Annotated in this window: 25 protein-coding genes; 13 read left to right on the plus strand and 12 right to left on the minus strand. The window is 47.3% G+C overall.

What is annotated here, in order from left to right; genetic code table 11:
* Positions 1-112: 112 nt before the first annotated feature.
* On the plus strand, positions 113-508 hold the full coding sequence (locus GXP22_04170) for a hypothetical protein (protein ID NOX08676.1): 396 nt from the start codon (positions 113-115) through the stop codon (positions 506-508).
* On the opposite strand, the gene GXP22_04175 is transcribed toward GXP22_04170, so the two are convergent.
* Complete coding sequence (locus tag GXP22_04175; protein ID NOX08677.1) at positions 495-1148, minus strand: HAD family hydrolase; 654 nt, start codon at positions 1146-1148, stop codon at positions 495-497. The two genes, GXP22_04170 and GXP22_04175, sit on opposite strands and share 14 nt — an antisense overlap.
* Before the next feature lie 162 nt (positions 1149-1310).
* Here GXP22_04175 and GXP22_04180 point away from each other — a divergent pair, with 162 nt between their 5' ends.
* Complete coding sequence (locus GXP22_04180; GenBank protein ID NOX08678.1) at positions 1311-1784, plus strand: RNA pyrophosphohydrolase; 474 nt, start codon at positions 1311-1313, stop codon at positions 1782-1784.
* A 59-nt stretch (positions 1785-1843) separates the two neighbouring features.
* Here GXP22_04180 and GXP22_04185 read toward each other — a convergent pair whose 3' ends face one another.
* From GXP22_04185 to GXP22_04195, 3 genes are all read right to left on the minus strand, one after another.
* Positions 1844-2617, minus strand: coding sequence for a hypothetical protein (locus tag GXP22_04185; GenBank protein NOX08679.1), 774 nt, complete (start codon positions 2615-2617; stop codon positions 1844-1846).
* Positions 2614-3243, minus strand: coding sequence for an FMN-binding protein (locus GXP22_04190; protein NOX08680.1), 630 nt, complete (start codon positions 3241-3243; stop codon positions 2614-2616). The genes GXP22_04185 and GXP22_04190 overlap by 4 nt, the downstream gene beginning before the upstream one ends.
* 73 nt (positions 3244-3316) lie before the next feature.
* Complete coding sequence (locus GXP22_04195; protein ID NOX08681.1) at positions 3317-4513, minus strand: porin; 1197 nt, start codon at positions 4511-4513, stop codon at positions 3317-3319.
* A gap of 189 nt (positions 4514-4702) precedes the next feature.
* On the opposite strand from GXP22_04195, the gene GXP22_04200 reads away from it, so the two are divergent.
* From GXP22_04200 to bfr (GXP22_04215), 4 genes are all read left to right on the plus strand, one after another.
* Positions 4703-5089: an iron-sulfur cluster assembly accessory protein gene (locus GXP22_04200; protein ID NOX08682.1), complete on the plus strand. Its 387-nt coding sequence runs from the start codon at positions 4703-4705 to the stop codon at positions 5087-5089.
* Between the two features lie 75 nt (positions 5090-5164).
* The gene (locus tag GXP22_04205) at positions 5165-5404 is read left to right on the plus strand and encodes a bacterioferritin-associated ferredoxin (GenBank protein ID NOX08683.1); all 240 of its coding nucleotides are present in this window, start codon (positions 5165-5167) and stop codon (positions 5402-5404) included.
* Positions 5405-5422: 18 nt separating this feature from the next.
* Positions 5423-5887, plus strand: coding sequence for a bacterioferritin (bfr, locus tag GXP22_04210; protein NOX08684.1), 465 nt, complete (start codon positions 5423-5425; stop codon positions 5885-5887).
* Between the two features lie 12 nt (positions 5888-5899).
* Entirely contained in the window at positions 5900-6367 is a 468-nt protein-coding gene (gene bfr, locus GXP22_04215) for a bacterioferritin (GenBank protein ID NOX08685.1), read from the plus strand.
* A gap of 28 nt (positions 6368-6395) precedes the next feature.
* On the opposite strand, the gene GXP22_04220 is transcribed toward bfr (GXP22_04215), so the two are convergent.
* From GXP22_04220 to GXP22_04245, 6 genes are all read right to left on the minus strand, one after another.
* On the minus strand, positions 6396-7574 hold the full coding sequence (locus GXP22_04220) for a class II fructose-bisphosphate aldolase (protein NOX08686.1): 1179 nt from the start codon (positions 7572-7574) through the stop codon (positions 6396-6398).
* Positions 7575-7600: 26 nt separating this feature from the next.
* On the minus strand, positions 7601-9946 hold the full coding sequence (locus GXP22_04225) for a VWA domain-containing protein (GenBank protein ID NOX08687.1): 2346 nt from the start codon (positions 9944-9946) through the stop codon (positions 7601-7603).
* A 30-nt stretch (positions 9947-9976) separates the two neighbouring features.
* A complete protein-coding gene (locus tag GXP22_04230; protein ID NOX08688.1) occupies positions 9977-10792 on the minus strand; it encodes a CbbQ/NirQ/NorQ/GpvN family protein in 816 nt (271 codons plus the stop codon).
* A 30-nt stretch (positions 10793-10822) separates the two neighbouring features.
* Positions 10823-11137, minus strand: coding sequence for a hypothetical protein (locus tag GXP22_04235; GenBank protein NOX08689.1), 315 nt, complete (start codon positions 11135-11137; stop codon positions 10823-10825).
* A gap of 129 nt (positions 11138-11266) precedes the next feature.
* Positions 11267-11614, minus strand: coding sequence for a ribulose bisphosphate carboxylase small subunit (locus GXP22_04240; GenBank protein NOX08690.1), 348 nt, complete (start codon positions 11612-11614; stop codon positions 11267-11269).
* Between the two features lie 85 nt (positions 11615-11699).
* Positions 11700-13121, minus strand: coding sequence for a form I ribulose bisphosphate carboxylase large subunit (locus GXP22_04245; protein ID NOX08691.1), 1422 nt, complete (start codon positions 13119-13121; stop codon positions 11700-11702).
* Positions 13122-13240: 119 nt separating this feature from the next.
* Between GXP22_04245 and GXP22_04250 the strand changes: the two genes are divergently transcribed.
* Together GXP22_04250 and GXP22_04255 are read left to right on the plus strand one after the other, a co-directional pair.
* Positions 13241-14203, plus strand: a complete 963-nt coding sequence (locus GXP22_04250; protein NOX08692.1) for a LysR family transcriptional regulator — start codon at positions 13241-13243, stop codon at positions 14201-14203.
* A 117-nt stretch (positions 14204-14320) separates the two neighbouring features.
* Positions 14321-15430: a Fic family protein gene (locus GXP22_04255; protein NOX08693.1), complete on the plus strand. Its 1110-nt coding sequence runs from the start codon at positions 14321-14323 to the stop codon at positions 15428-15430.
* A gap of 84 nt (positions 15431-15514) precedes the next feature.
* On the opposite strand, the gene GXP22_04260 is transcribed toward GXP22_04255, so the two are convergent.
* Together GXP22_04260 and rpoH are read right to left on the minus strand one after the other, a co-directional pair.
* Positions 15515-16873 carry a cytochrome C oxidase subunit I gene (locus tag GXP22_04260; protein ID NOX08694.1) on the minus strand — a complete coding sequence of 453 codons (1359 nt, stop codon included), beginning with the start codon at positions 16871-16873 and terminating at the stop codon, positions 15515-15517.
* Between the two features lie 48 nt (positions 16874-16921).
* Entirely contained in the window at positions 16922-17791 is an 870-nt protein-coding gene (gene rpoH, locus GXP22_04265; protein NOX08695.1) for an RNA polymerase sigma factor RpoH, read from the minus strand.
* A gap of 323 nt (positions 17792-18114) precedes the next feature.
* On the opposite strand from rpoH, the gene GXP22_04270 reads away from it, so the two are divergent.
* From GXP22_04270 to amt, 5 genes are read left to right on the plus strand one after another with little or no spacing between them, the layout of a single operon-like run.
* Positions 18115-19455: a hypothetical protein gene (locus tag GXP22_04270; GenBank protein NOX08696.1), complete on the plus strand. Its 1341-nt coding sequence runs from the start codon at positions 18115-18117 to the stop codon at positions 19453-19455.
* A gap of 6 nt (positions 19456-19461) precedes the next feature.
* A complete protein-coding gene (locus tag GXP22_04275; protein NOX08697.1) occupies positions 19462-20103 on the plus strand; it encodes a hypothetical protein in 642 nt (213 codons plus the stop codon).
* Positions 20103-21749, plus strand: coding sequence for a hypothetical protein (locus GXP22_04280; protein NOX08698.1), 1647 nt, complete (start codon positions 20103-20105; stop codon positions 21747-21749). Before GXP22_04275 ends, GXP22_04280 begins: the two co-directional genes overlap by 1 nt.
* Positions 21739-22278, plus strand: coding sequence for a hypothetical protein (locus GXP22_04285; protein NOX08699.1), 540 nt, complete (start codon positions 21739-21741; stop codon positions 22276-22278). The genes GXP22_04280 and GXP22_04285 overlap by 11 nt, the downstream gene beginning before the upstream one ends.
* 18 nt (positions 22279-22296) lie before the next feature.
* Positions 22297-23598, plus strand: coding sequence for an ammonium transporter (gene amt / locus GXP22_04290; GenBank protein NOX08700.1), 1302 nt, complete (start codon positions 22297-22299; stop codon positions 23596-23598).
* Positions 23599-23614: the final 16 nt, after the last annotated feature.

Genomic DNA, 23614 nt, shown 5'->3' on the forward strand with positions numbered 1-23614 from the left:
GCCCGCGTCCATGCGGGCAAGGGTCTATGATAAAGAGGAACGACCCACCTATCTCTAGCGGTTATAGTTTTTGAGGTGGGGTGCGTACCACGCACCAATAGAGGTATGAATAATGAATATAGTTATGATTGATAGTGCGCAGTTGGTGGGTGAGGCTGATTTTCCGGGGGTAAATCTGCCGAAGTTTAGCTGGTTACAATTTCTCTCGCTGGATGAAGAGGAGATTGAGGATCGTTGCTGGCGTTCGGATATTGTTATTAGTGTCAATGCGCCGATTACAGCGCAATTTATCAAGGAGACCTATAAGCTACAATTGATTGTTGCGGCGGGGGATAGTACGAACCATATTGATAAGGTTGCGGCTAAAGAGCGTGGTGTGATTATTTGTAATGTGCCTGGCTTAACGGGTGATGAGGCTACAAATACGCAGAAGATATGTGTGCAGGTGGTAGATAATATCAATGCCTGGTTGGAGCAAAAGGCTGTTAATGTAGTTAGCGCAGGCTGATAATCGGCCAGCCTTGTTGGTTGGCATATTCTCTTAGTATGTCATCGGGATCAACCGCTACGGGATGGCTGACTAGCTTTAATAGTGGCAGGTCGTTGTGGGAGTCGCTGTAGAAGAAACTGTCATCTAGTGTGACATCGTGTTCTGCCAGCCAGCGTTCCAGGCGTTCGACCTTACCTTGTTGAAAACAGGGGGTATCGGTTGACTGGCCGGTATATTCTCCATCGCGTATTTCGACCTCGGTTGCCAGCAGGTGCTCTACCCCGAATATCTCGGCAATGGGGCCGGTTATAAAACGATTGGTTGCGGTGATAATAAGGGGAGTATCCCCTTTGTTCGTGTGTGTTTTTAATAAATCGCGCGCGCCAGGCAGTATGATTGGATCAATCTTTTCATGCAGAAATTGTTCGCGCCAGCGATGTAATTGTTCTTTGTTGTGTGTGCCTAGTGGTTTTAACTGGAATGCCAGAAACTCTTTGATATCCAGTTCACCGCGTTCATATTCGATATAAAATCGTTTGTTTTCTTTTGCAAATTCAATGGGATCAACAATATTCTGTTCAACCAGAAATTGTCCCCAGAGATAATCACTGTCACCTGCTAACAGGGTGTTATCCAGATCGAACAGGGCAAGGGGCATGGCGATTCTTCTTCAATATAACAGGGTTCAAAATGGGCATCCTACCTTGTTATGACGCATTCGTGAACTGGAAAAGTGTAGATAAGGATAAATAGACTAGCGTTTTCGCCACCGCCTTGTATTATTAAGGTATTAGATGCACGAATTAGTGGGAAGGTTGTTGTGATTGATGAGGAAGGATACAGACCGAATGTAGGTATCATCCTGAGTAACGCAGAAGGTCGTGTGTTGTGGGCAAGAAGGATTGGTCAGGATGCCTGGCAGTTTCCTCAAGGTGGGATCAAGCAGGGCGAGAGTGCGGAGCAGGCGCTGTATCGAGAGCTTTTTGAAGAAGTGGGTCTGCGCCCGAAGCATGTTGAGATTATTGGATCAACCGATGGTTGGCTGCGTTATCGACTGCCGGAGCGTTATATTCGCTGGAATAGCCAGCCACTCTGTATTGGGCAGAAACAGGTCTGGTTTATGCTACGTCTAACGGGTGAGGAACAGGATATCTGTTTGACTCATGCCGATACCCCTGAGTTTGATCACTGGCGTTGGGTGGATTACTGGTACCCACTGGATGAGGTGGTCTCGTTCAAACGTGATGTCTATAAGGATGCGCTAAAGGCTCTGGAGCACCTGATTTTTGGTTGATTGTATATTGGGTAGGGTGCGTATTACGCACCATCACAAGGTCTGGATTTAATGGGAAGTTATTTTTTCTTCAAGTGTTTTTGTTTTTGTTTCCACCACAAGTAACTACCGCTCAGGCTGAGTAATATTAGCAGGATGGCGGCAATATCCATCAACCATATTCCAGCATTACCCAGTATTCTACCGCTATGCAGATCGAGTAATACACGTTCTACCGTCAGGATATGGTTCATATAATTATCTTCTATCCTTGTGCGCATCTCGTCTGAAATGGCAGCAGGACTGTTTCCTGATGGTGGTGCCAGATTATCCACTCTTTCCCAGGTAAAGTCACCGATATGTCCACGGTAGTTAACCCCTGCACTCTTGAGAATAATTCTCCCTGAATGATCGCTACCAATCGCCTCAATGTTTTCGGGTAAGCCGGAACTTTCGTCCAGTATCTCGATGAGCTCTCCCTGTAAAGTGGTGATAATAAGTTGTTGCCGAGTGGCAATAATGATTTCCTCGTCCTGCTGTATACCACCGATTAAGGGTGCTGCATGTTGTGTGACGGGGGTTGTATCCAGATAAATATATTCACCTAATTGACTCAGGCTATGTTCCGGTAAGGCATAGGATGGTCCCAGGGCAGGTGGATGGATATTATACCAATTGAGTAACCCGCTGGACTGGATGTAATTTTTGTTGAATTCCAGTGTTTGACTGTGATTGATCAGGATACCCGTGATTGCCAGAATCAGGACAAGGATTGCAGCGATGCCACCGATGTGGCGATGCCACAGATAGATGGATCGGAGCTTAACCTTTAGCCCTGCTTGCTTGCGGGTCATAGTTGTTTCTTTATCTCGTTACTATAATACAGAGCCAGACGTGCCATTGCAGTGACGGCACGAACAGACAGGGTGGCCCCTGAAATACCATCAATATCTTTGGTGAGTACATGTTCTTTGGTTATCTTTGCATCAATGAATTGATCGGTAAAGAAGGCGTGGCGCACCTCCCAGCCACGACTCTCACGGAAGATCAGTATCTTGACGCGTTCGATCTTGCCTTGATTAACCACAATGCCAGCAGTAATGGGATGATCCTTGCCTGTCGCATCAAGAATCCAGGCACTACGTGCGCCATATTCCCAGAAGCGCACACGTAGACTTCTAGGTCGTTCTCCGAGAATTTCTTCAACGGTCTGACGACGATCTTTGGTAACCCATAGCGTATGGGAGAGCGGGGATACCCCTGCGAACACCTCTTTGATGAAGTCTCTTGGTTTTTGATAAACCTCATCGGCCAGTGATTGACCGATGGGGGATAGTAGACAAAGAAGCAATATGAGACCTTTGCATGATACCGGCGCGAAAGAAAAATGAGCTGAAATTTTACTGATCGAGGCAGGAAACGCAGTTAATAGCGAGCTATTGACAAATTTTCTAACGAAAAGCAGTGAGATTTCAGTCATTTTTACTCGTGATTGTATTGTGCAAAGGTCTCATTATACTTCGTTTCATAAGAGGGTTTACCCTGATAATGGATTAAAACTGGTAACCAAGTCCAACATTAACACCATCATACTCGTCCTTGCCGGTGGGTGTTTTTTGGTTTTGATAATCAATCTTGACGACAACATCTTTGTGAGGCCAGTAATTGGCACCAATATCCAGCTGTTTGTAGACACTGTCGGTGCTGTCACCCGCCTGATTATCCCAGCGATTATAACGTGTAAACAGCCCCCATTGGCTATTAATCTTGTAGGAGGGCTCGATGTACCAACCGGTTTGACGGTCATAACCGCTGGTCTTGTCACTAAGATTCCAGTCAGCATACAGTGCGCGCAGGCTATAAGGTCCACGCTGTACTACGGCATGGGTCTCCCATAGCCGTGCCTGCCCCTTGCTTGCCAGTTGACCCTGATTGTAATCATCCTGATACATCAGGGTGCTTGCTAACTCGACACCCTTCCAGCCAGCCCATTTGATGCGACCACTGAACAGGCCTGATTTAGCCGGGGCATTGGATACATTGGTGCGTCCACTGCGTACCGTGTTAGCAGCCGATAGATCCAGGCCGGAGGTGTAGGCCAGATCATAGCTCCAACCTGCGCCCCAGCGACCTTTGAGCATGGCACCTGCTTCACGCCATGTGGTGGGGATGATGTTCTTTTCAATAGGGTTGCGTTCGGTACCATAGAAGGTATTGGGTTCATGGGTCTCGTTAATGATGCCAACAGGTATCAGCTGCATACCCGCACGTATTCGGGTTTCCGGACTAATATCAAACTCAAGAAAGGCCTGCTCCATCTCAACGGCACCACCTGTTGCGCCCTCAATCATGGCGTGTTCAACTTCCAGTTCGGAGAAGAAGCGAATCTTGTCGTTGAACTGATGGTTCAGGAACATAACGAAGCGATGAAGATCGACGGTGTTTTTGTTGTCGCCACCGCCCACTGCCTGGTTGGTTAGACTATTGTAATGAAGCTCACCATAACCGCCGACCTGGGTCTTGCTGACTGTGGTGGGGCTAACGGTGCTGATCTCATCAATGATATCGGCGCTGGCCTCGACCTCGTTGCGGGTCTGGTTTAAGGAGGCCTTCAGAGTCTGAATTTCCTGTTGTTGTTGTTGAATAAGATTCCACATCTCCTCCAGGCTTGGTGTGTTGGTGGCAGCGATCGCTGTGGAGCTGATCAAGAGGCTGCCGATGAGGGCTGAAAGAGGTTTGGATAGCTTCATTTTTTATTCCATTGTTATTAATGTGGATTAAGGATGTGTGTATTCTAGTATAAAAACAATATAAACACAAATCATTCTCATTTAGATTAGGTGGCTGTTAAAATCCATATAACTTCAATGCCAGATTTTTACTCAAGAAGTGCTAAACTCCCTCTCAGTTATCATTTTATGGTTTTTAAAGAGGAAACGATGGTGAGTGAATCAGTAAATACTTTTAGCAAGATAATATCGAAGGATGAACTTTCTTTAAGCGCAATGGCTGAGGGCAAGATGGCTGAACTGTTTCAGTCGGCGGATGATGACCTGGAAGCGATTCGCGTTTTTGTCTCGGGTGGAGGTTGTGGTGGCATGGGTTATGGCATGACCTTTACCGATGCTTGTTCGGAGCAGGATCGTGTGCTTGAGATGGATGGTTTCAAGATTTATGTCGATGTGGTTGCGATGGGATTTCTGCAGGGTGTGGAGATTGATTATGTTGATCGCCCGACGGGTGCCAGTTTTGTGTTTAATAATGCCTTTGCTGTCACCGGTGGCTCGGGTTCCTGTGGTGGCTGTGGATCGTCTGGTGGTGGCTGATTTTTTAAGTAAGACCTTATTGATAATCATTCTCATTCGTGTTTTAATGAGACCTTATTCGTTAAAGGTCTCACTATGTACATATGTATTTGTAACCAGGTCACAGATAAACAGATTAATGCTGCAATTGAGGACGGGGCGAGTTCCTTGTACGATTTGCGTAAGGAACTGGGTGTCGCGAACCAATGTGGACAATGTGGACAATGTGCCAGGGGGATGTTGAAAGAACACAGAATGAAGACCAGTGTTCATGTCCCTTTTATTGAACAGGTGCCTGCCACGTTATTAGCTGGTGCAATGCTTGCCAGCGACTAATTATTGAAGGAATCGATGATGCAAGGTGATCAATCTATAACAAGGCTCCTCAACCCGTTGTTGAAGAATGAGCTTACCGCTGTTAATCAGTTTTTCCTCCATGCCCGTATGTATAAACACTGGGGTCTGGGTGGTTTGAATGAGCATACCTATAAGGCCTCTATTAAGGCGATGAAGCAGGCCGATGATTTGATTGAGCGGGTGCTCTTTCTGGAAGGTTTGCCGAACCTGCAAGATTTGGGTAAGTTACTGATCGGTGAAGATACGCAGGAAATGTTACAAAGCGATCTGGCCCTTGTTATCCGTATGCGAAGTGAATTGGTACGGGCGATTCCTCAGTGTGAGTTAGTCGGTGATTATGTCAGCCGCGACCTATTGGAGGATATGCTGGAATACACAGAAGGATATCTGGACTGGTTGGAGACCCAATTAACCCTGATCGACAAATTGGGTATTAAAAACTATTTACAGGCAATGATGTAAGGAGCAAGAACAATGAAAGGTAATAACGCAATTATTGATACCCTCAACGAACTCCTTGCCGGTGAACTGACTGCGATGGATCAGTATTTTATTCATTCACGCATGTTTGATGATTGGGGCTTCTCCAAGCTGTATGAACGTATTGATCATGAGATGGATGATGAGAAGCAACATGCTGATCTGTTGATTAAACGGATCCTGTTTCTGGAAGGTAAGCCAGATCTGTCCAGTCGTAGTGCGCTTCATATTGGCGGTGATGTGCCCGAAATGCTACGCAATGACCTTGGATTGGAGCAAAGCGTAATTGCCGCCCTCAAAAAGGCGATTGCCCGTTGTGAGCAAGAGGGTGATTATCAGACGCGTGAGATCCTTGAGGTAATGCTGGCAGATACTGAGGAAGATCATACCTATTGGTTGGAGAAACAACTGGGTTTGATTGATAAAATTGGTTTGCAGAATTATTTGCAATCACAGCTGTGAGTTTTTTACTGCGCAGTGCGCATCCTACCTAAACTGCTGCCTGGAAATTAATGCTACTGCATTTCTCCGCTGTTGAACGGGATAGATTGTTGGTAAAACTTATATAGGCCGGGTGTTGTTGGTGATTGTCCGCTATCTTTGAGTGACAAAAACGTACCAGCCAGGTGTATTGCTGCTGTGTACTGTCTTGTCCTGCCTTACTTATAAAAACTTCACGCACGCCGGGAATGGAAGAAAACATCCGGCAACCCTCTGCCATTATTGTTTCAACCTGGGGCAGGTTTATACCTTCAGCCTTGTAAATCAGTATATGTTCAACCGGTGTCCACGATTGACATCGGGTCAATACCTCGGCCGCTCGTCCTGCTGCCCCCCACAGGCGCATGCAACGTTCAACCTCGGCGGCAATAGCCTGTTTAATGTCTTTCTGCACGCGAGTGTATCCATTAGAAGACGTTTTTTTTGTGTTTTTCCTGAGTTGTTTTTCCTCCACATCCGATAAGGCAGTAAAACAGTTGATTTTGGCTACGCCGTGGCAAATCAAGCGGTGAAACTGGTCATCCGATAGACCGCTACCACCGTGTATAACCAGCGGAATACCCAGTGATTCATTAATCTGTTTCAGGCGTTGATAGTCCAGCCTGGGTTTGCCCTTCATGTGTCCATGTACGGTACCAATGGACACCGCAAGAAAATCCACCCCGGTTCGTTCTACATAGGCCTTGGCCTCTGCCACTGAGGTATAGGCAAGATCACCGGGATAGTGTTCAGCACCTTGCCCTTCAACACCGGGGATGTAACCGAGTTCACCCTCCACTGCGATGCCACAGGCATGTGCTGTATCAACCACCTGTTTAGTTGTACGGGTGTTTTCAGAAAAGTCCTGGTGAGAGAGATCGACAAGTACGCCATTACAGCCTTGATTAATGCCTCTGACTGCGGACTCAAGGCTGGTAGCATGATCAAAATGAATGGCTACTGGCACCAGGGAGCGTTTTGCTGCGACTTCTACCGCAGGAATCAGCAGTTCAAAATCATAATATTCAAAGTGTGATTCAGCCAGACTCAGGATCACAGGTGCGCGCGCTTGTTCTGCTGCCATCATGATGCCTTCTAAAGAATCCAGGTTGGTTACCTCAAAGGCACCTACTGCGTAACCATGTTGGTAGGCGTGTTGTAGCATATCTTTCATATCAACGACTGGCATCGTTTGTTCCCTCGTGATTTAATTCATTACCCGGTAAGACTGGCAAACAATAATGGCAGTTGCTCGGGTAGACGGTCGACATGTTCGATTATGGTATAGTTATTTTCACCAAAAATACGTTTCACATAACTATCGGCATGTGGGTCCAGAGTCAGGCAGTAGGTGAGAACGCCGGTGGAATATAATTCTTCGACGGCCTTTTTGGTGTCATGGCGTAAATGCTGTGGATCCTGTTCATCAATATCGGCTGGCTCGCCATCGGTGACCAGCAGGATAAGTTTGCGTCGCTCCTGTTGCTTTAACAGGTGGTGTCCAGCATGGCGCAGCGCCGCACCCATGCGAGTGGATAAGCCTCCCGTCATGCCTGCGAGACGTGATTTAGCCTCGTCATCAAAGTGCTGATTAAAATCCTTGAAGCGATAATATTGCACATCGTGGCGACCATCAGAGGCAAAGCCGTGTAGCGCGAAGGGATCACCAATGCCATCAATGGCAGTGGCAACCAGAGTGGCCGCTTCACGCGTTAGTTGCAGGATAGTTTTATCCGAGTCACCCACCTTTTCATTGGTGGATTCGGATAGATCGAGTAATACTACAACGGAAAGATCACGGGTTTTTAACACGTTGCGCATGGTAATGCGTGGGTTGGGTTGTTCACCCATGCGTAGTGATATCATGGCATCTACTGCCGCATTAATATCGATCTCATCGCCGTCTTCCATACCACGTTGGCGTTGTACACCAGCCGGGGTTAGCAGGTCGATGATTTGTCGAATGCGATGTGCAATCGGTTTGTGTTCGGTGAGAATATTATCAATATCCTCCGGGTTGCCTTTAGGCAGACGACGTTCATACACTGTCGCCCAGTCCGGACGATGGAGCTGAATCTGGTAATCCCATTCCTGATAATGGAAGGGATCAGATACCGGCTCTTTGCCCCATTCAGCGTTAAAACTTTTGGCGTTATCAGTCAGGTCGTCTTCATAGAAACGCATTAAATCCGAGCAAGTCCATATCTCCTGCGCATCATTACCAGCCAGTTCACAGTCGACTTCATGTGCCATCATCAGCGGGCTAACCTGACGGCGAACCTGGCGCTGGCTGGCCGCCATGTATTCAATTCCTGAATCCCAGTTGATATCTTCGAAGTGCCAGATAATACGATTATCATCACGATAAGGGATGCGGTAGCGTTCCAGAATACGCAAGCTGGGAACCGCTTTGCGACTAGCGAATATATTATATAACTCGACACCCATCAGCCAAGCGAAGTGGTTATCATCCTGGTTATGTTCGATACTGGCATGAAACTTTTCAACAAAGTTGTTGAGTGCTTCATCATCATTTTTTATGCTGCTATCCAGTAGTTGTAGTGCCAGATTTTCCAGCACAGGTACCGTTTCGTGTTCGACAGATTCTTTATACTCAGCCTGCATCAATGATCGCCATAGTTTTTTCAGACCGGGGAAACTATTGATAGCCTTGTATTCGATGCGTGCATCTTCCAGCAGGCCGATGAAAAACATCTGTGCCGGGCTGAGTTGTTCGGCTGACATGGAGGCACTGGTGTAGATCATGTGCGATGCCATGTGTGCGACGGTGGCACGATACAGTTCGAGACCAGCGATGTCTGCTACGTCATCGAGGGCATCGGGTACATAGAGAATGCGATCTTCGACATAGGGGCGAAAATCAGTGTAGTCAGCACCCGTTGGACGAATGAAAAAATCACGCCCCCACAAGGCACGCAGGTAGAAGTTCAATTTGCGTTGTACTTTAACAAACAGTACGCCACGGCGTTCTTTTTCCAGCATAGCGCGGCTATCCGCTGACTCCAGGTTGAAATAGGAAGTCAGGTTATTAAAGTCGCGACGATAGGCCTGCGCACCAAAATTCGCCCAGCGCCGTAGACCGCTCAGGGTTAACTTTGATAATAGTTCATCAATGTGGCTTAGCATGGGTCGTAAACCACGCGCAGCAGTTGACGCTAACTGATGAATCAGGGTGAGATAACCGCGTACCAGTTGGGCATCACCGAGGCGTTTGGCTACAGTCGGCAAGCTGGAAAACATCAGGGTGATGACCTCGCCCGAGGTCATTGATGAAACCTTCATGGCAGCGGTAATGCAGTCGGGGATAATATCTTCGCCACACTCTTTGGCAACTAATGGCATTTCTTCCAGGTAGGTGATAACAAGGTCGGGGCCACGACGAAGATTACTTAGTGCACGGGCACCGTCCATATAATCGCCTAGTCCGGCAGGTGACATGATGCGTGCAGCTTCGTGAAAAGTGCTATCAAGAATATCCCTTATCTCTGGTGCTGCCTGCTCCAGAAATTCTGCATAATCTTCAAGTTTGATAGACGACATAGCGGTATACCCTATTGGGTGGTTTGTTTTTTAGCCCAGGAAGGTCTGTACAGCAGCATTCAGGGTGTCGCGCATATCAGGATCATCCGTTAATGGCGTTACCATGGTAATACTACAGGCGGCCTCGGCATCAACACCTTTGTTGATTAGCTGTCCAGCATAAACCAACAGACGGGTGGAGATACCTTCATCCAGACCGTGACCTTTCAGGTTACGGGCACGGTGTGCGATCTGTACCAGTTTTTCTGCAATGTCTTTGTCCACGCCAGATTCTTTGCATACAATCGCGACTTCCAGTTCGGTTTCCGGGTAATCAAAATCCAGCCCACCAAAACGTTGTTTGGTGGATTGTTTGAGATCTTTCATTAAACTCTGATAACCGGGGTTATAAGAAATTACCAGCTGAAAATCCGGGTGCGCTTTGATCAGTTCACCTTTTTTGTCCAGCGGTAAAGAGCGGCGATGGTCGGTTAGTGGATGGATGACAACGGTGGTGTCCTGACGTGCTTCTACTACTTCGTCAAGGTAACAGATGGCACCGATACGTGCAGCCATGGTCAGTGGGCCATCCTGCCATTTGGTGCCGTCTTTATCGAGCAGAAAACGTCCCACTAAATCGGATGCGGTCATATCTTCATTACAGGCGACGGTTATCAATGGACGTTGTAGTTTCCATGCCATGTATTCGACAAAGCGGGATTTACCACAGCCAGTGGGGCCTTTCAACATCATTGGCATACGTACATCGTAGGCGGCCTGGTAGAGTTCTATCTCTTTACCAATGGCTTCGTAGTAAGGTTCATCCTTGATGATGTACTGTTCTGGATCTACTCTTGTATCAGTCATAGTTGCACCTGCTTACACTTGTGTTTGAGTTTATTCGTCTTCGTCATTGGTTTCGCATTCGCCTGACCAGCCTGCGGCTTTTGCCTTTTGTCTGGCCAATGCATAAATTCTTTGGTGACGCTGTGCTAATGGATCGGGTAACTGGCTGACCAAACAGCCGTGCTTATCCCACTCGGTATTCACTTTTTGCAACAAAGCGTCAATCCCGGCCAGGTTCCAGCCTTCACAAGTTTCGTTTTCTTCGATGAGGCCAAACATCCAGCCATCACGGATGATCTTGCCAATACTGGTCATGCCACCATTGATTTCGTTATCAATGCCGATATATTTATCTGGTTTGCTCATGATTATTTCACCTGTGAAATTATCTGGTAAGTTCGAGGCATGAATCACGCTTCTCTGATAGAGAAACGCAATCCCTGTCTCTTGAGTTAACGGGGCAGCGATTGTGAAACTCAGGGGTGATATGTGCCGTTACACAGTTTTTCCACGATATATAACCATCGACGCGCCCGCTGATTGAGCGAAGTTGTCAAAACCCAGCAGACGAACGTGGTTGTCTGGATGAGCGGTATGACAAGCTTCAACCTCTTTCAGGATTGCATCAACATCGGTTTCACCAAACATGGGCAGTTTCCACATATACCAGTAATGGCCATTAGCATTCTCTGGTTCGGTGTGTTCGATGCCTGGGTTCCAGCCCTTGCTGACGATGTATTCGATCTGCTGACGCGTCTGCTCAGCTGTCATCGGTGGCAGATATGAGAATGTTTCAAACTTGCGGCTTGAGGTATTACTCAAACTTGATTCATAATCTTGCATTTTTATTGCTCCAGATAGAGTTAACTATTTTGTTGTTAGTCAGGTCGGGAACCTGATCCTGGTTCCCGACCTGACAATTAAAAAATTACTTGTGAGATACGTCCAGTTTGTCAACAGTATCAAATTCAAACTTGATCTCTTTCCATGTTTCCATTGCTGCGGCCAGTTCAGGGCTATGTTTTGCTGCTGCTGTCAGGATGTCTTTACCTTCTTTCTCAAGCTCACGTCCCGTGTTGCGTGCTTCTACACAGGCTTCAACCGCGACACGGTTAGCCGCAGCACCCGCTGCATTACCCCAGGGGTGACCTAATGTGCCGCCACCAAACTGCAGTACGGAATCATCACCAAAGATGTTAACCAGTGCCGGCATGTGCCATACATGGATACCACCAGAGGCAACCGGCAGTACGCCTGGCATCGCGCCCCAATCCTGGTCGAAGAAGATACCGCGTGAACGATCTTCTTTGATGAATGAATCGCGCATGAGGTCGATCCAGCCCAGTGTTGCTTCACGGTCGCCTTCTAACTTACCAACAACCGTACCTGAGTGCAGATGGTCACCACCGGACAGACGTAAGATCTTGGCTAATACGCGGAAGTGAATACCGTGGTGCGGGTTGCGATCGAGTACCGCATGCATAGCACGGTGAATGTGTAACAACATACCGTTGTTCTGACACCATTGTGCTAACTGTGTATTCGCAGACCAGCCGCCGGTGATGTAATCATGCATGATGATCGGTGCGCCGATTTCTTTCGCGTATTCAGCACGTCTCATCATTTCATCAGAGGTTGCGGCAGTTACATTTAAGTAGTGACCTTTACGCTCACCGGTTTCGGCTTCGGCTTTGTGAATCGCTTCCATTACGAAATCGAAACGGGCACGCCAGCGCATGAAGGGTTGTGAGTTAACATTCTCATCATCCTTGGTGAAATCAAGACCGCCACGCAGACCTTCATAACAGGCACGACCATAGTTTTTAGCCGACAGACCCAGTTTAGGTTTAATCGTACAACCCAACATTGGACGACCATATTTATTCAGGATGTCACGTTCTAACTGGATACCCTGTGGTGGCCCATTACAAGTCATAACATAAGCGATGGGGAAACGGATATCTTCCAAACGCAGTGCGCGTAGTGCCTTAAAGCCGAATACGTTACCAACCAGAGAGGTCATTACATTAACAACAGAGCCTTCTTCGAACAGGTCAATCGGGTAGGCGATAAAGGTGTAGAAACAGGTATCATCACCTGGCACGTCTTCAATTGCGTAAGCGCGACCTTTATAATAATCCAGATCAGTCAGTAGATCGGTCCATACCGTAGTCCAGGTACCAGTTGATGATTCTGCTGCAACGGCAGCGGCAACTTCTTCACGAGGGACACCATCTTGTGGTGTAACCTTAAAACAGGCCAGGATATCCGTGTCTTTCGGGGTGTAGTCCGGCATCCAGTAAGTTTCGCGGTATGCTTTTACTCCCGCGTCATAGGTTTTAGCCATTATGTTCTCCAGTGATCAATAAATGAGTTATGGCGCGGTAGTTACCGCGTGCTAGACATTATGCTAAAACAGGGGTATAAATAATAATCAATAGTTTCTATTTTATATATAGGGTTTTATCTATGGTGTATTCAACAGCTAAAAACCTTATTCGCCATGTATCCCTGCGCCAGATGCAGATCTTTGAGGCTGTAGTGCGTCTTAAAGGCTACACCCGTGCGGCTGAGGAGTTGCATCTATCTCAACCGACGGTATCCATGCAGGTTAAAAAACTGAGTGAGACCATTGGCTATCCCTTGCTGGAGAAGGTGGCTAATCATCTTCATACCACGGCTGTCGGTGATGAGGTTTATGCCTCGGCCCAGAGTATCCTTGGCAGTATGGTGGCATTGGGTGAATCAACCGCTGAACTGGAAGGTGTGGTTAAAGGGCCATTGCGCATTGCGGTTATTACCACTGCCAAGTATTTTATGCCGCACTTGCTGGGGGCTTTTATTGCACAACATCCTGAGGTAAAGCCCATGTTGAAGGTAACAAATCGTTCTCGGGTGCTTGAACGTCTGAAGTCTAATGAGGATGATTTATTAATAATGGGACAGGTTCCCGTTGACCTGGCGGTAGAGGCTTACCCCTTTATTGATAATGAGTTAGTGGTTGTTGCCAGTCCTCATCACCCGCTCACACAAAAGACATCTATTTCACTTGAACAGTTGAGTGAAGAACGCTTTCTGGTGCGTGAAACGGGTTCTGGGACACGTTTAGCAATAGATCGCCTGTTTGCCGAACAGGGTTTGAAGGTGCAGCCTTACATGGAACTGGGTAGCAGTGAAGCCATTAAACAAGCTGTTATGGCGGGTCTTGGAATATCAGTTTTATCCAGACATAACCTGCGCCTGGAGTTGGCGGGTGAGCATATTGCGATACTGGATGTAGAAGGTTTTCCATTGTTCTATCGCTGGTATGCGGTGCACCTGAAAGGTAAAAAATTATCGCTGGTCGCACGCACTTTTCTGGATTTCTTGTTGCAGCAGGGGAAAGATATGTTGCAACTCACTCCAGAGGGACAAATAAAAAAAATGGGTTGAATACTTACTATTGATCAGGGGTTCCTTAATCTTTGCTTGATGACTTTGGGTGAATATACCGGCCATTCGCCTCATGGTTTTATTGATTATGAGGTGAATAGCCGGTATATTCACCTCATGAAGTACAATTGGCAACAAGATGACTGGCCTGATTTTCACTATGATATTTCCAGATTTCAGGATGTTTCATTCGTTTTTGCGGAGAAAACGGGGTATGTTAGCGGTCTTTTGAAAGGTCTGCCTGACCCCATGAAAACGGAAGCAATTATCAATCTTATGGTTTCTGAAGCGGTTAAGACTTCGGAAATTGAGGGGGAGTATCTAAATCGTTCTGAGGTGATGTCCTCTATCCGCCATAATCTGGGTCTGGATGAAGATAAAGAATCTGTTGCAGACCAACGTGCCAAAGGTGCCGCAGACCTTATGGTCGATATTCATAATGGTTTCAAGGAAACACTAACCAAAGAAAAACTCTTTGATTGGCATAAAATGTTGTTATCGGGTCAACATAGACGAATAGAAATTGGTGCGTGGCGAACCCACGAAGAACCCATGCAGGTTGTCTCTGGCCCTATTGGTAAATGGAAGGTTCATTTTGAAGCTCCGGCTTCTGAAAAAGTACCGGAAGAGATGGAGCGGTTTATAAACTGGTTCAATAGCACTGCACTGGGTGATAAAAATGAGATTAAAAATCCTGTTCTACGCGCTGCTATTGCACATTTATATTTTGAGAGTATCCATCCCTTTGAAGATGGAAATGGACGTATAGGTAGAGCGTTATCTGAAAAAGCGCTATCACAAAATCTTGGTCGTCCTATTCTTTTAAGCCTGTCTGAAACTATAGAAAAAAATAAGAAGGCCTATTACAACGCATTGAAAACAGCGCAGCGATCAAACGAGATAACAGAGTGGATAATTTATTTTTTAAGCACCATTATTGAAGCGCAAACCAGAGCCGAAGAAAATATAGTATTCATACTTAAGAAAACAAAATTCTTTGATCAATTTGAAAACCAACTTAACGAACGTCAGTTAAAAGTAATTCGACGCATGTTAGAAAAGGGAATAGATGGCTTTGAAGGTGGCATGAGTACCAAAAAATATGTGGCCATTACCGGTGCATCGAAAGCAACGGCTGCACGTGATTTGCAGTACCTGACGGAGATAGGCGTATTTAAGCAAACAGGCGGTGGTCGTAGTACCCGGTATGAGGTTTATTTAGGGTAAGCTCTGATTTATGTCACACAGATGGCTTAGAAAAATTCCCGCCTGCGCGAGAATGGCGAGTTTTTTGGTGCGCGGTGCGGCACCCTACCGTGGTTTCTTTATCATCGCTTGAATCATAACGATCAGGAATAACAGGCCGCCGATGATTGCAATTAAACCACCCAGCCCCATCATGGCCATACCGGCTATTTCGGGTAGTTGATCCAGGCCTTGTGCAGCACCGGCGGTCTTGCGTTGCACGCCGTAACCACCCGACCAGGCAAGCCCGAGGATATGCATCAGTTGACCACCGCCATAGACGTAGGGTTGTATGCGCGCCAGTTTGGTATCGGGTGCGCTGAAGCCCAGTTTGGGTAATAACAGGTAGCCGAGTCCCATGAAGGCGAGGGTGATGCCTACGATAGAGCCATGATAGTGGGCGGGGATAACGACATTGATACCGTGGATCATAAAGGCGAGAACACCGCCGGTGGCAAATAACAGAACGGAGCAGATGAGGGCGTTTCTAATCGGACGCTGTGCACCGCTGGCCTTGTCTGCACGCAGTAAATAGTAAGCAATGATCAGACCAAGTGGCAGGCTGGTCAGTCCGCCCCAACGCATGAGTTCGGTGTAATTGATGCGGTGTTCCAGGCTATAGGTCTCACTGCCGAGTGAGATCGGGATGGCAATAAAGGCAGGTAGCAGACACAGTGCCAGTAATAAACGGGTTGTCTTTGGCGCGATGTTTAACGGGACTCCACTGCCTTGACTGATCCATAACCAGGCCACCAGCATCATCAGGCTGTGGGTGAATTGCAGCACATGGCCGCTTCCCCAGAACAGGTATTCAAAATAGGTTTTGCCGATCAGGTCGCTAGGCAGGGTGAGGTATGAGTAAATGAAGATCAGTAATGCGATGAGGGTGGTCAGTGATGCACTGCGGATGCCAAATTGCAGGGCTTGAGAGGCGGTATAGGTTGTGCTACGCGGTGTCGTTGTGTGCAATAAAACGGGTATCAGTTGTAGTGCAATGCCGCTGATAAATAGACCTAGGCCAAGTAGAAACAGGGGTTGTTGCAGGATCGGGATATAGTTATTGAGTAGAGGTTGTGCTTCGCCAGTAAACGGCGCGATGATAATGGCGCTGGTACCGAGGATCGCCAGGCTTAGAGCTACCTTTTCTAATGTGGGTGCATATTGTGCCTGTTGTATACTCCATAGCAGGGCGGCAAAGGACAGGAACCAGATCAATACCGAGAGATCAACATGAACAATCAGTGCGGTATGAAAAAAATCAGTCCAGGGGATGATGTCCTGTATCCCTGGGGTACGGGAAAGCACCAGCAATAAGGAAAACAGACCCGCTGCAACCAGGGCGACCAGTCCCAGGTTAAGCCAGATAATGGGTCGTTTTTGCTGTGCCGGGGATAGCTCGGGCAGGGTATAGTCGTTTGGGTTCATAGGGGTTTTTTCGTGTTATAAAAAAGGCCTCCGTCTGGAGGCCTCGAATTATATCGTAATCTGGAGCTTGAGCTTATTCATCGCGTTCTTTTCCAGTTGGCGAATACGTTCAGCGGATACCCCGAAGCGTGTTGCAAGGTCTTGCAGAGTGGTCTTTTTCTCGCCTAACCAGCGTTGCTGCAAGATGATCTGACTACGTTCATCCAGTTGTTTCATGGCGCGATAGAGCTGTTGTTTGTCTTGATCCTCGGTATCCTGAAGTTCAATCTCCAGTGCCGGATCGGTACGCTGATCCTGTAGATAACTGGCGGGGGCTGAGAATGATGCCTGTTCGTCATCCTCCTCGTTGCGTAGATCAAAGCCGATATCGGTGCCGCTAAGGCGTTTTTCCATCTCCAGTACGACTTCGGGTTTTACGCCTAGTTCCTCGGCAACGGTATTGACCTCTGCGTGACTGAACCAGCCCAGACGTTTCTTGGCAGAACGCAGGTTAAAGAATAATTTGCGTTGAGCCTTGGTGGTAGCAATCTTTACGATGCGCCAGTTCTTGAGGATAAATTCATGGATCTCGGAGCGAATCCAGTGCACGGCAAAGGATACCAGACGCACGCCAACATTGGGGTCAAAGCGTTTAACAGCCTTCATCAGACCTACGTTACCTTCTTGAATCAGGTCACCTAAGGGTAGGCCATAGCCGTTATAACCGCGCGCAATATGGATAACAAAACGTAGATGAGACAAAACCATTTTTCGCGCCGCATCAATATCGCCATGATTAAACAGGCGCCACGCCAAATCCTGTTCTTCCTCTGCACTCAGCATGTCGATACGACTGGCTGTCTGCATATAACCACTCAGATTGCCATTGGGGATTAACATGGCAAAGTCTTGATTTTTAATGGCTAATTCATTACTCATGGCAATGGCTCACTCCGTTTAATATCTATAATAAGTTGTATTTTAGCACTCTAACAGTATGAGTGCCAAGTGGGTATTAAGTTCCTGTTAATGTGGGAATACCTTTTCCTCTGGATTGTTGTGCCTGTTGCGCACCAAATTAGTACAATTTATATGCGGGTTTGAATTTGCTGCCTTCTTATAGTGCGGGCCTGCTAGCAGAGAGTTTCATACCCTTTTGATTAATAAGCTTTTATGCTTATGGCATAGATTGTGCTAGAGGTTTTAAGGATAAGTAAAAAAATACATTTCTATCTTCTTGAAATCAGGGTTAAGGGTGCGTCATGAGTAACAGCTTGCTACGGGGTTTTGCCTCGATTATTTTGCTAGCCATTTTTAATATTATTTTTCTTCGGGCAGTCGTTGCGGCTGATGATGTCCCCAGACCTATTGTCCACTACCCTGAACGTGGTGTGGCGATGACAGAAAAATGGAAGGTGGTAAAGGATGGCTATAGCAATCCTAAGAAATACATTCCGCCTATTATCGAGGGCGCAGGTAAGGATTGCGTCAAGTGTCACAAGGTGTTGACACCTGTTGCGGTGAAGGATTGGGAAGAAAGCAGGCATTATGAGAAGGGTGTCGGCTGCGAAAGCTGTCATAACGATCACAGCAACCTTATTATGCCGACCCCTGATACCTGTGGAACCTGTCATGCCTCCGAGACTATGCAGCATCGTGCAGGTAAACATTCTATCGCCTGGAGTATCAAGGTAGCATCGGGTGGTAAAGGTGGCGGTGCGGGTCGTTTCCTTGCCCAGTATGAAGAAATGAAAGAGGCCAGTTGTGGTGGTTGCCACAGTGTCGAAGATAAGTGTGATTCCTGTCATTCTCGTCACAAGTTTAATCCTAAAGAGGCACTTGAGCCGGCTGCCTGTGGCACTTGTCATATGGGGCCGGATCATGCGCAGCTGGATTATTATGAATCGTCAAAACACGGTGTCATTTTTGATATAGAAGGTAAGGGGTTTGAAGAGGGTGGTCGCGCGCCGACTTGTGTCACCTGCCACATGAAGGCCGGTAATCATGATGTCAGTCAGGGTCTGACCTTAGGTGGTGCCTCACAGGGCAAGTTTATCGGTAAGAAGGATACCGGTGCGGGATACAGCAAAAACCCTAATGGTATCTTGATGAATGAGATTACCGTAGGAACATTCAAACGTGAACGTGCCAAGATGGTCTCTATCTGTATGAACTGTCATTCACAGCGTTTTGCCGAACATAAGCTATCGGTTGCGGATGGTATCAAAATTGCCAGTGATGCTGTTGCGGGTGAGGCTATCAAAGTGATTAAATCACTTCATAGTGATGGCTTGTTGAATCCGATGCCGGAGGATAGACCAGAGAATCCATTCGTGGGTAAGAAATTGATGCTGACCGGGCATCAGCTTTATGAGCAGACATCCGGTATCGAGGCGCTGTTTTTTGAGTTGTATAAGTTTGATCTAGTCCATGCCTGGAAAGGAGCCTATCACTTTAGCCCGGATTGGACGCACTGGTATGGTAATGCGCCAATGAAACTGAAGCTGTCCAGGATAAAGAACGAGGCAAACCAGTTGCGGCGCCTGGATAAGCTGGAAAAAGAGCTGGGTATTGAAGCAGAAAAGGTCGATTTCGGCGAGTAATTACGCATGAGACTTATCGTAATGTTTTTATTCCTGTTGACCGCCAGCCTGACAGTGCAGGCTAAGGGGCTGCCGCGTGCGGAGAGTTGTGGTAGTTGCCATGTATCAAACTTTGATACCTGGGAGTCCTCTGCGCATGCTGACTCTATTAGTCGCCAGGGCTTTCGCAGTTGTCTGGAAGACTATCTGGAAAAAGAAAGGACGAACAGTGGTGCCTATTGTTTTGACTGCCATGCGCCTGGTGAGGTGATTAGTGGTGATGTCTTTGCGGCCACTAATGATGTCATGAAAGGTAAGTTGTATCGTGATGGTGTGACCTGTGTGGCTTGTCATAGTGTGGAGTCTATTCAAGACGGCAAGGCGATTTATGATCCGGGTGGCATTAACGGTTATCACAGTGTGAAGGATCTCAAGTCTGTTGATAGAGAGGCATTATGTTTGACTTGTCATAGTCGCTATCAATCCACTCGCCCGGTGACGGAAGAAACGGCTCCTGGATTTTTTGAGAATCTTTATGCGGGTTTAAGTGGTGTGGTGAGCACAAAAAACAAAACTATAACCGATCATCGCTTCGTTGAGTCGGTGGTAGAGAATGAAGGGCACTGGGAATGTAAATCGGGATCGCTGTTAGAAGAGGGACATCAATAATGTTACGTGGTATCTTTATACTACTGACCAGTCTGTGCTTATCAGTGGCATTCCTTACGACGGCACAAGCCGCAGGTTATGCTGCCAGTGCAAACATTGATAGTGCCAAAAAAGAGGGCGCAGCCGACTGTAAGTCGTGTCACGAAGAAACTAAAAAACCTGAAAGATATGAGTCGGCCAGATCCTGGCTAAAGAGTCGTCATGCGGCGGAGGGTGTAAGCTGTGTTGATTGTCATCTGAAACAGGATGTTAAGGGTCAGGACTTTTACACAGCGGTTACTACAGAGAGTCGGCAAGAGGCACATGCCGCCATGGTGGCTGACCCTGATAATAAGGAAAACAAGGCCTACTTTATAGAGGTCTGTGGTAGTTGTCATCAAGATAGATTAACGGAATTTAATGCCAGCGTTCATGGCGTAGCAAACAGCAAGAGTGAGACCACAGCGGTGAGTTGTGTGGATTGCCATGACCCTCATTTGGCACCCCTGGTGACCAGCAAGGCATCGAAGATCTACCGGGGTAATGATACCAATACCTGTGGTCGATGCCATAAGGATGCCCTCGGCTCCTACATGAAGACCTTCCACGGCAAGCAATTTCATTTAGGGAATACCCTGGCTCCGACCTGTATCTATTGTCATCGAGGTCATGAAGTACCCACCGATTCCCCTGCCTCGTTTATTCATGCCGATAATATTGGTGGTCTATGTGCCGGTTGTCATGGTGATGCCATTAATGCCGGTGCCGGTGCTGATGCCCTGCTGATACAAAATTTAAGCGGTGATTCCACGCGTAAGGTGACTCATTTCCGTGATCCGGTAACGGCCGGGCCTTTCTCGGTTGCCTCCATGATTGATTCGACCTATCTGGCGATGATTATTGGTATTGTCGGGTTTTTCACCTTGCTTTCCACACGCGATTATATGAAAAAGACCCAGGCGGGTGCCTCCAGTAGTGAGGATGATAATAAACCGAGTGTGAAACGCTTCTCTATCTCCTGGCGTTTACAGCATTTCTTCTGGGCTTTGTCATTTATTCTTCTGGCAGCAACGGGTCTCTCGCTTAAATTCCCTGAGTCAGTGCTTTCTGAGGCAGTGGTGTGGATGTCAGGTGGTGAAGAACTGCGTTCTATTATTCACCGCATTGCCGCGATTGTCTTTATGCTGTTGGCGGCTATTCATCTATTGCCCTATCTGCTCAAGTTGAAACCACCGGGTAAGATATTCCTTAGCAAAAAAGATTTTATTGATGCCTTTTTGCACACTAGTTATCTGTTTGGCAGAGCCGATAAAATGCCGTTGATGTACCGTTATGCCTGGTATCAGAAGGTGGAATACTGGGCGACAGTGATCGGTGGTTTCATTGTTATATCAACCGGGCTATTGATGTGGAATTTCTCTCCACTGGCAAGCTGGATTCCAGTTGAATTTGTTTTTTATGCGCAGTTGATACACGGTTGGGAGGCAATCCTGGCGGTGCTGGTCATCTTTGTGCAGCATTTCTATCATGTGTTCCTGAATCCTGATGTGTTCCCGATGGATACCTCATGGTTAACCGGCAAGACCAAGTACAAGGTGATGAAGCATGATCATCCGCTTGAATTGATGGAGATAGAATCAAAAAAGGAGAAAGCCGATGAGGATTAATCGGTTGTCTCTATTGATGTTGGTGATGGGGCTTGCTTCGTTACTGTTGGCACCTGCTCAGGCGAGTGATGAAAGCTGTATTAGCTGCCATTTACACAGCGAATTGAGTCAGGACTTTGCTGCGCCATTACATGATATCAAAACGCTGGCCGGATTCCATGGCTATGTATTCAAACAAAGAGGGTCTGATGCCGATTGTCAGGTCTGCCATGAATCAGGTCAGACCAAGGGCGAACTCCCATCGGCACAGGTCTGCCTGACGTGTCACACCCGAGGCAAGTCGACACAGGGTGATCCTGATACGGTCTTTCATGCCGAAGAGAATCACTGGCCGATGGAAAAGGTGTCGTGTACCACCTGCCATAAAGGTCACGTTGCCGGTAACAGGATAATTAAATTTATGACGGGTGATGCGATCAATGCCTGTCAGCAATGTCACAAGAAAAGTTTTAAGACAATATCCGGTTTGGATAAAAGCGGTGAGCCGGCAACAGTGAATGAACCGGACAACCGTTATGGGCAAAATTAAGACAAGAGGTTATTGATAATGAGTGCTACTGAGAATATGGCTGTTTTTGCAGTATCGCTGGATACTGTGTGGGTGATTATTGCGGCTGTTCTGGTCTTTATGATGAATGCCGGGTTTGGCATGTTGGAGGCGGGGCTTTGTCGGGCAAAGAATACGGTGAACATCTTTGCCAAGAACATTGTTATCTTTGCCATTGCCGGTTTGAGTTTCTGGCTGGTGGGCTTTGGTTTGATGTTTGGTGATGGTAATTCACTGATGGGGATGACCGGCTGGATGTTATCCGGTGTCGATAATAGCCCGGCGGTGGGTGACTATTATTATGGTGATTATACTTCTCTTAGTTGGGCGGCCTTACCCCTGTATGCCAAGGTTCTATTTCAACTGATGTTTGTTGCTGCCTCAGCGCATATTGTCTCCGGTGCGGTAACCGAGCGCATCAAGTTTTTCTCATTTATTGCCTTCTCTATAGTATTGGTTGCCATTATTTATCCGGTTGTTGGTCACTGGGCATGGGGTGGTGGTTGGTTGTCTGATCTGGGTTTTATTGATTTTGCCGGTAGTTCGGTGGTGCATTCTGTTGGTGGCTGGGCGGCACTAACAGGAACGATTATTCTGGGTGCGCGGGCAGGTAAATTTACCCGTGATGGCAGGGTGTCACCTATTCCGGGGCATAACCTGGCGATGGCGGCATTGGGCATGTTCCTGTTGTGGTTCGGTTGGTTTGGTTTTAATGCGGGCAGTGCAATGACAGCATCAAGTGGCGAGCTGATTGCCACAGTGGCACTCAACACAACGCTGGCGGCGGCAGCGGGTGTAATCAGTGCCTTGATTGCTGCCGAGGTGCTTATTGGTAAACCGGATATGAGTATGATTCTTAATGGTGCATTGGGTGGCCTGGTGGCGATTACAGCGGGTTGTGCCGAGGTTAGCACCAGTGGTGCCGTCATTATCGGACTTGTCTCCGGTGTGTTGGTGGTCTACTTTATTATGTTACTCGATAGACGGCGTATTGATGATCCTGTTGGTGCGGTGCCGGTGCATCTTGTCAACGGTATCTGGGGCACATTGGCTGTTGGTTTATTTAGCCTGAGTGAAGGCTTCTTTTATACCGGGGAGTTGTCATTGTTGACGACTCAGTTGATCGGGGTTGCTGCGATTGCGGTCTTTGCCGGGGGTGGTAGTTATCTTGTCTGGCACCTGGTCAGTCTGCTTTTGGGTGGCTTGCGTGTGAGTCAGGAAGAAGAACACATTGGTCTTGATATCAGTGAGCATGGTATGGAGGCCTATCCTAGTAGTTCAGGCCCCAGGGCTCTTTATTAAGCGGATTTGGATGGAG

This window comes from Gammaproteobacteria bacterium (genome assembly GCA_013151035.1).
GTDB lineage: Bacteria > Pseudomonadota > Gammaproteobacteria > JAADJB01 > JAADJB01 > JAADJB01.

Bases quoted from the DNA above. Each gene is read 5' to 3' on its own strand.
- GXP22_04230 (NOX08688.1), bottom strand. From the start codon at position 10,792: ATGACTGATACAAGAGTAGATCCAGAACAGTACATCATCAAGGATGAA.
- GXP22_04235 (NOX08689.1), bottom strand. From the start codon at position 11,137: ATGAGCAAACCAGATAAATATATCGGCATTGATAACGAAATCAATGGT.
- GXP22_04255 (NOX08693.1), top strand. From the start codon at position 14,321: ATGAAGTACAATTGGCAACAAGATGACTGGCCTGATTTTCACTATGAT.
- GXP22_04175 (NOX08677.1), bottom strand. From the start codon at position 1,148: ATGCCCCTTGCCCTGTTCGATCTGGATAACACCCTGTTAGCAGGTGAC.
- GXP22_04250 (NOX08692.1), top strand. From the start codon at position 13,241: ATGGTGTATTCAACAGCTAAAAACCTTATTCGCCATGTATCCCTGCGC.
- GXP22_04205 (NOX08683.1), top strand. From the start codon at position 5,165: ATGTACATATGTATTTGTAACCAGGTCACAGATAAACAGATTAATGCT.
- GXP22_04270 (NOX08696.1), top strand. From the start codon at position 18,115: ATGAGTAACAGCTTGCTACGGGGTTTTGCCTCGATTATTTTGCTAGCC.
- GXP22_04220 (NOX08686.1), bottom strand. From the start codon at position 7,574: ATGCCAGTCGTTGATATGAAAGATATGCTACAACACGCCTACCAACAT.
- GXP22_04280 (NOX08698.1), top strand. From the start codon at position 20,103: ATGTTACGTGGTATCTTTATACTACTGACCAGTCTGTGCTTATCAGTG.
- bfr (NOX08684.1), top strand. From the start codon at position 5,423: ATGCAAGGTGATCAATCTATAACAAGGCTCCTCAACCCGTTGTTGAAG.
- amt (NOX08700.1), top strand. From the start codon at position 22,297: ATGAGTGCTACTGAGAATATGGCTGTTTTTGCAGTATCGCTGGATACT.
- GXP22_04195 (NOX08681.1), bottom strand. From the start codon at position 4,513: ATGAAGCTATCCAAACCTCTTTCAGCCCTCATCGGCAGCCTCTTGATC.
- GXP22_04275 (NOX08697.1), top strand. From the start codon at position 19,462: ATGAGACTTATCGTAATGTTTTTATTCCTGTTGACCGCCAGCCTGACA.
- rpoH (NOX08695.1), bottom strand. From the start codon at position 17,791: ATGAGTAATGAATTAGCCATTAAAAATCAAGACTTTGCCATGTTAATC.
- GXP22_04260 (NOX08694.1), bottom strand. From the start codon at position 16,873: ATGAACCCAAACGACTATACCCTGCCCGAGCTATCCCCGGCACAGCAA.
- GXP22_04200 (NOX08682.1), top strand. From the start codon at position 4,703: ATGGTGAGTGAATCAGTAAATACTTTTAGCAAGATAATATCGAAGGAT.
- GXP22_04170 (NOX08676.1), top strand. From the start codon at position 113: ATGAATATAGTTATGATTGATAGTGCGCAGTTGGTGGGTGAGGCTGAT.
- GXP22_04285 (NOX08699.1), top strand. From the start codon at position 21,739: ATGAGGATTAATCGGTTGTCTCTATTGATGTTGGTGATGGGGCTTGCT.
- GXP22_04190 (NOX08680.1), bottom strand. From the start codon at position 3,243: ATGACTGAAATCTCACTGCTTTTCGTTAGAAAATTTGTCAATAGCTCG.
- GXP22_04225 (NOX08687.1), bottom strand. From the start codon at position 9,946: ATGTCGTCTATCAAACTTGAAGATTATGCAGAATTTCTGGAGCAGGCA.
- GXP22_04240 (NOX08690.1), bottom strand. From the start codon at position 11,614: ATGCAAGATTATGAATCAAGTTTGAGTAATACCTCAAGCCGCAAGTTT.
- bfr (NOX08685.1), top strand. From the start codon at position 5,900: ATGAAAGGTAATAACGCAATTATTGATACCCTCAACGAACTCCTTGCC.
- GXP22_04185 (NOX08679.1), bottom strand. From the start codon at position 2,617: ATGACCCGCAAGCAAGCAGGGCTAAAGGTTAAGCTCCGATCCATCTAT.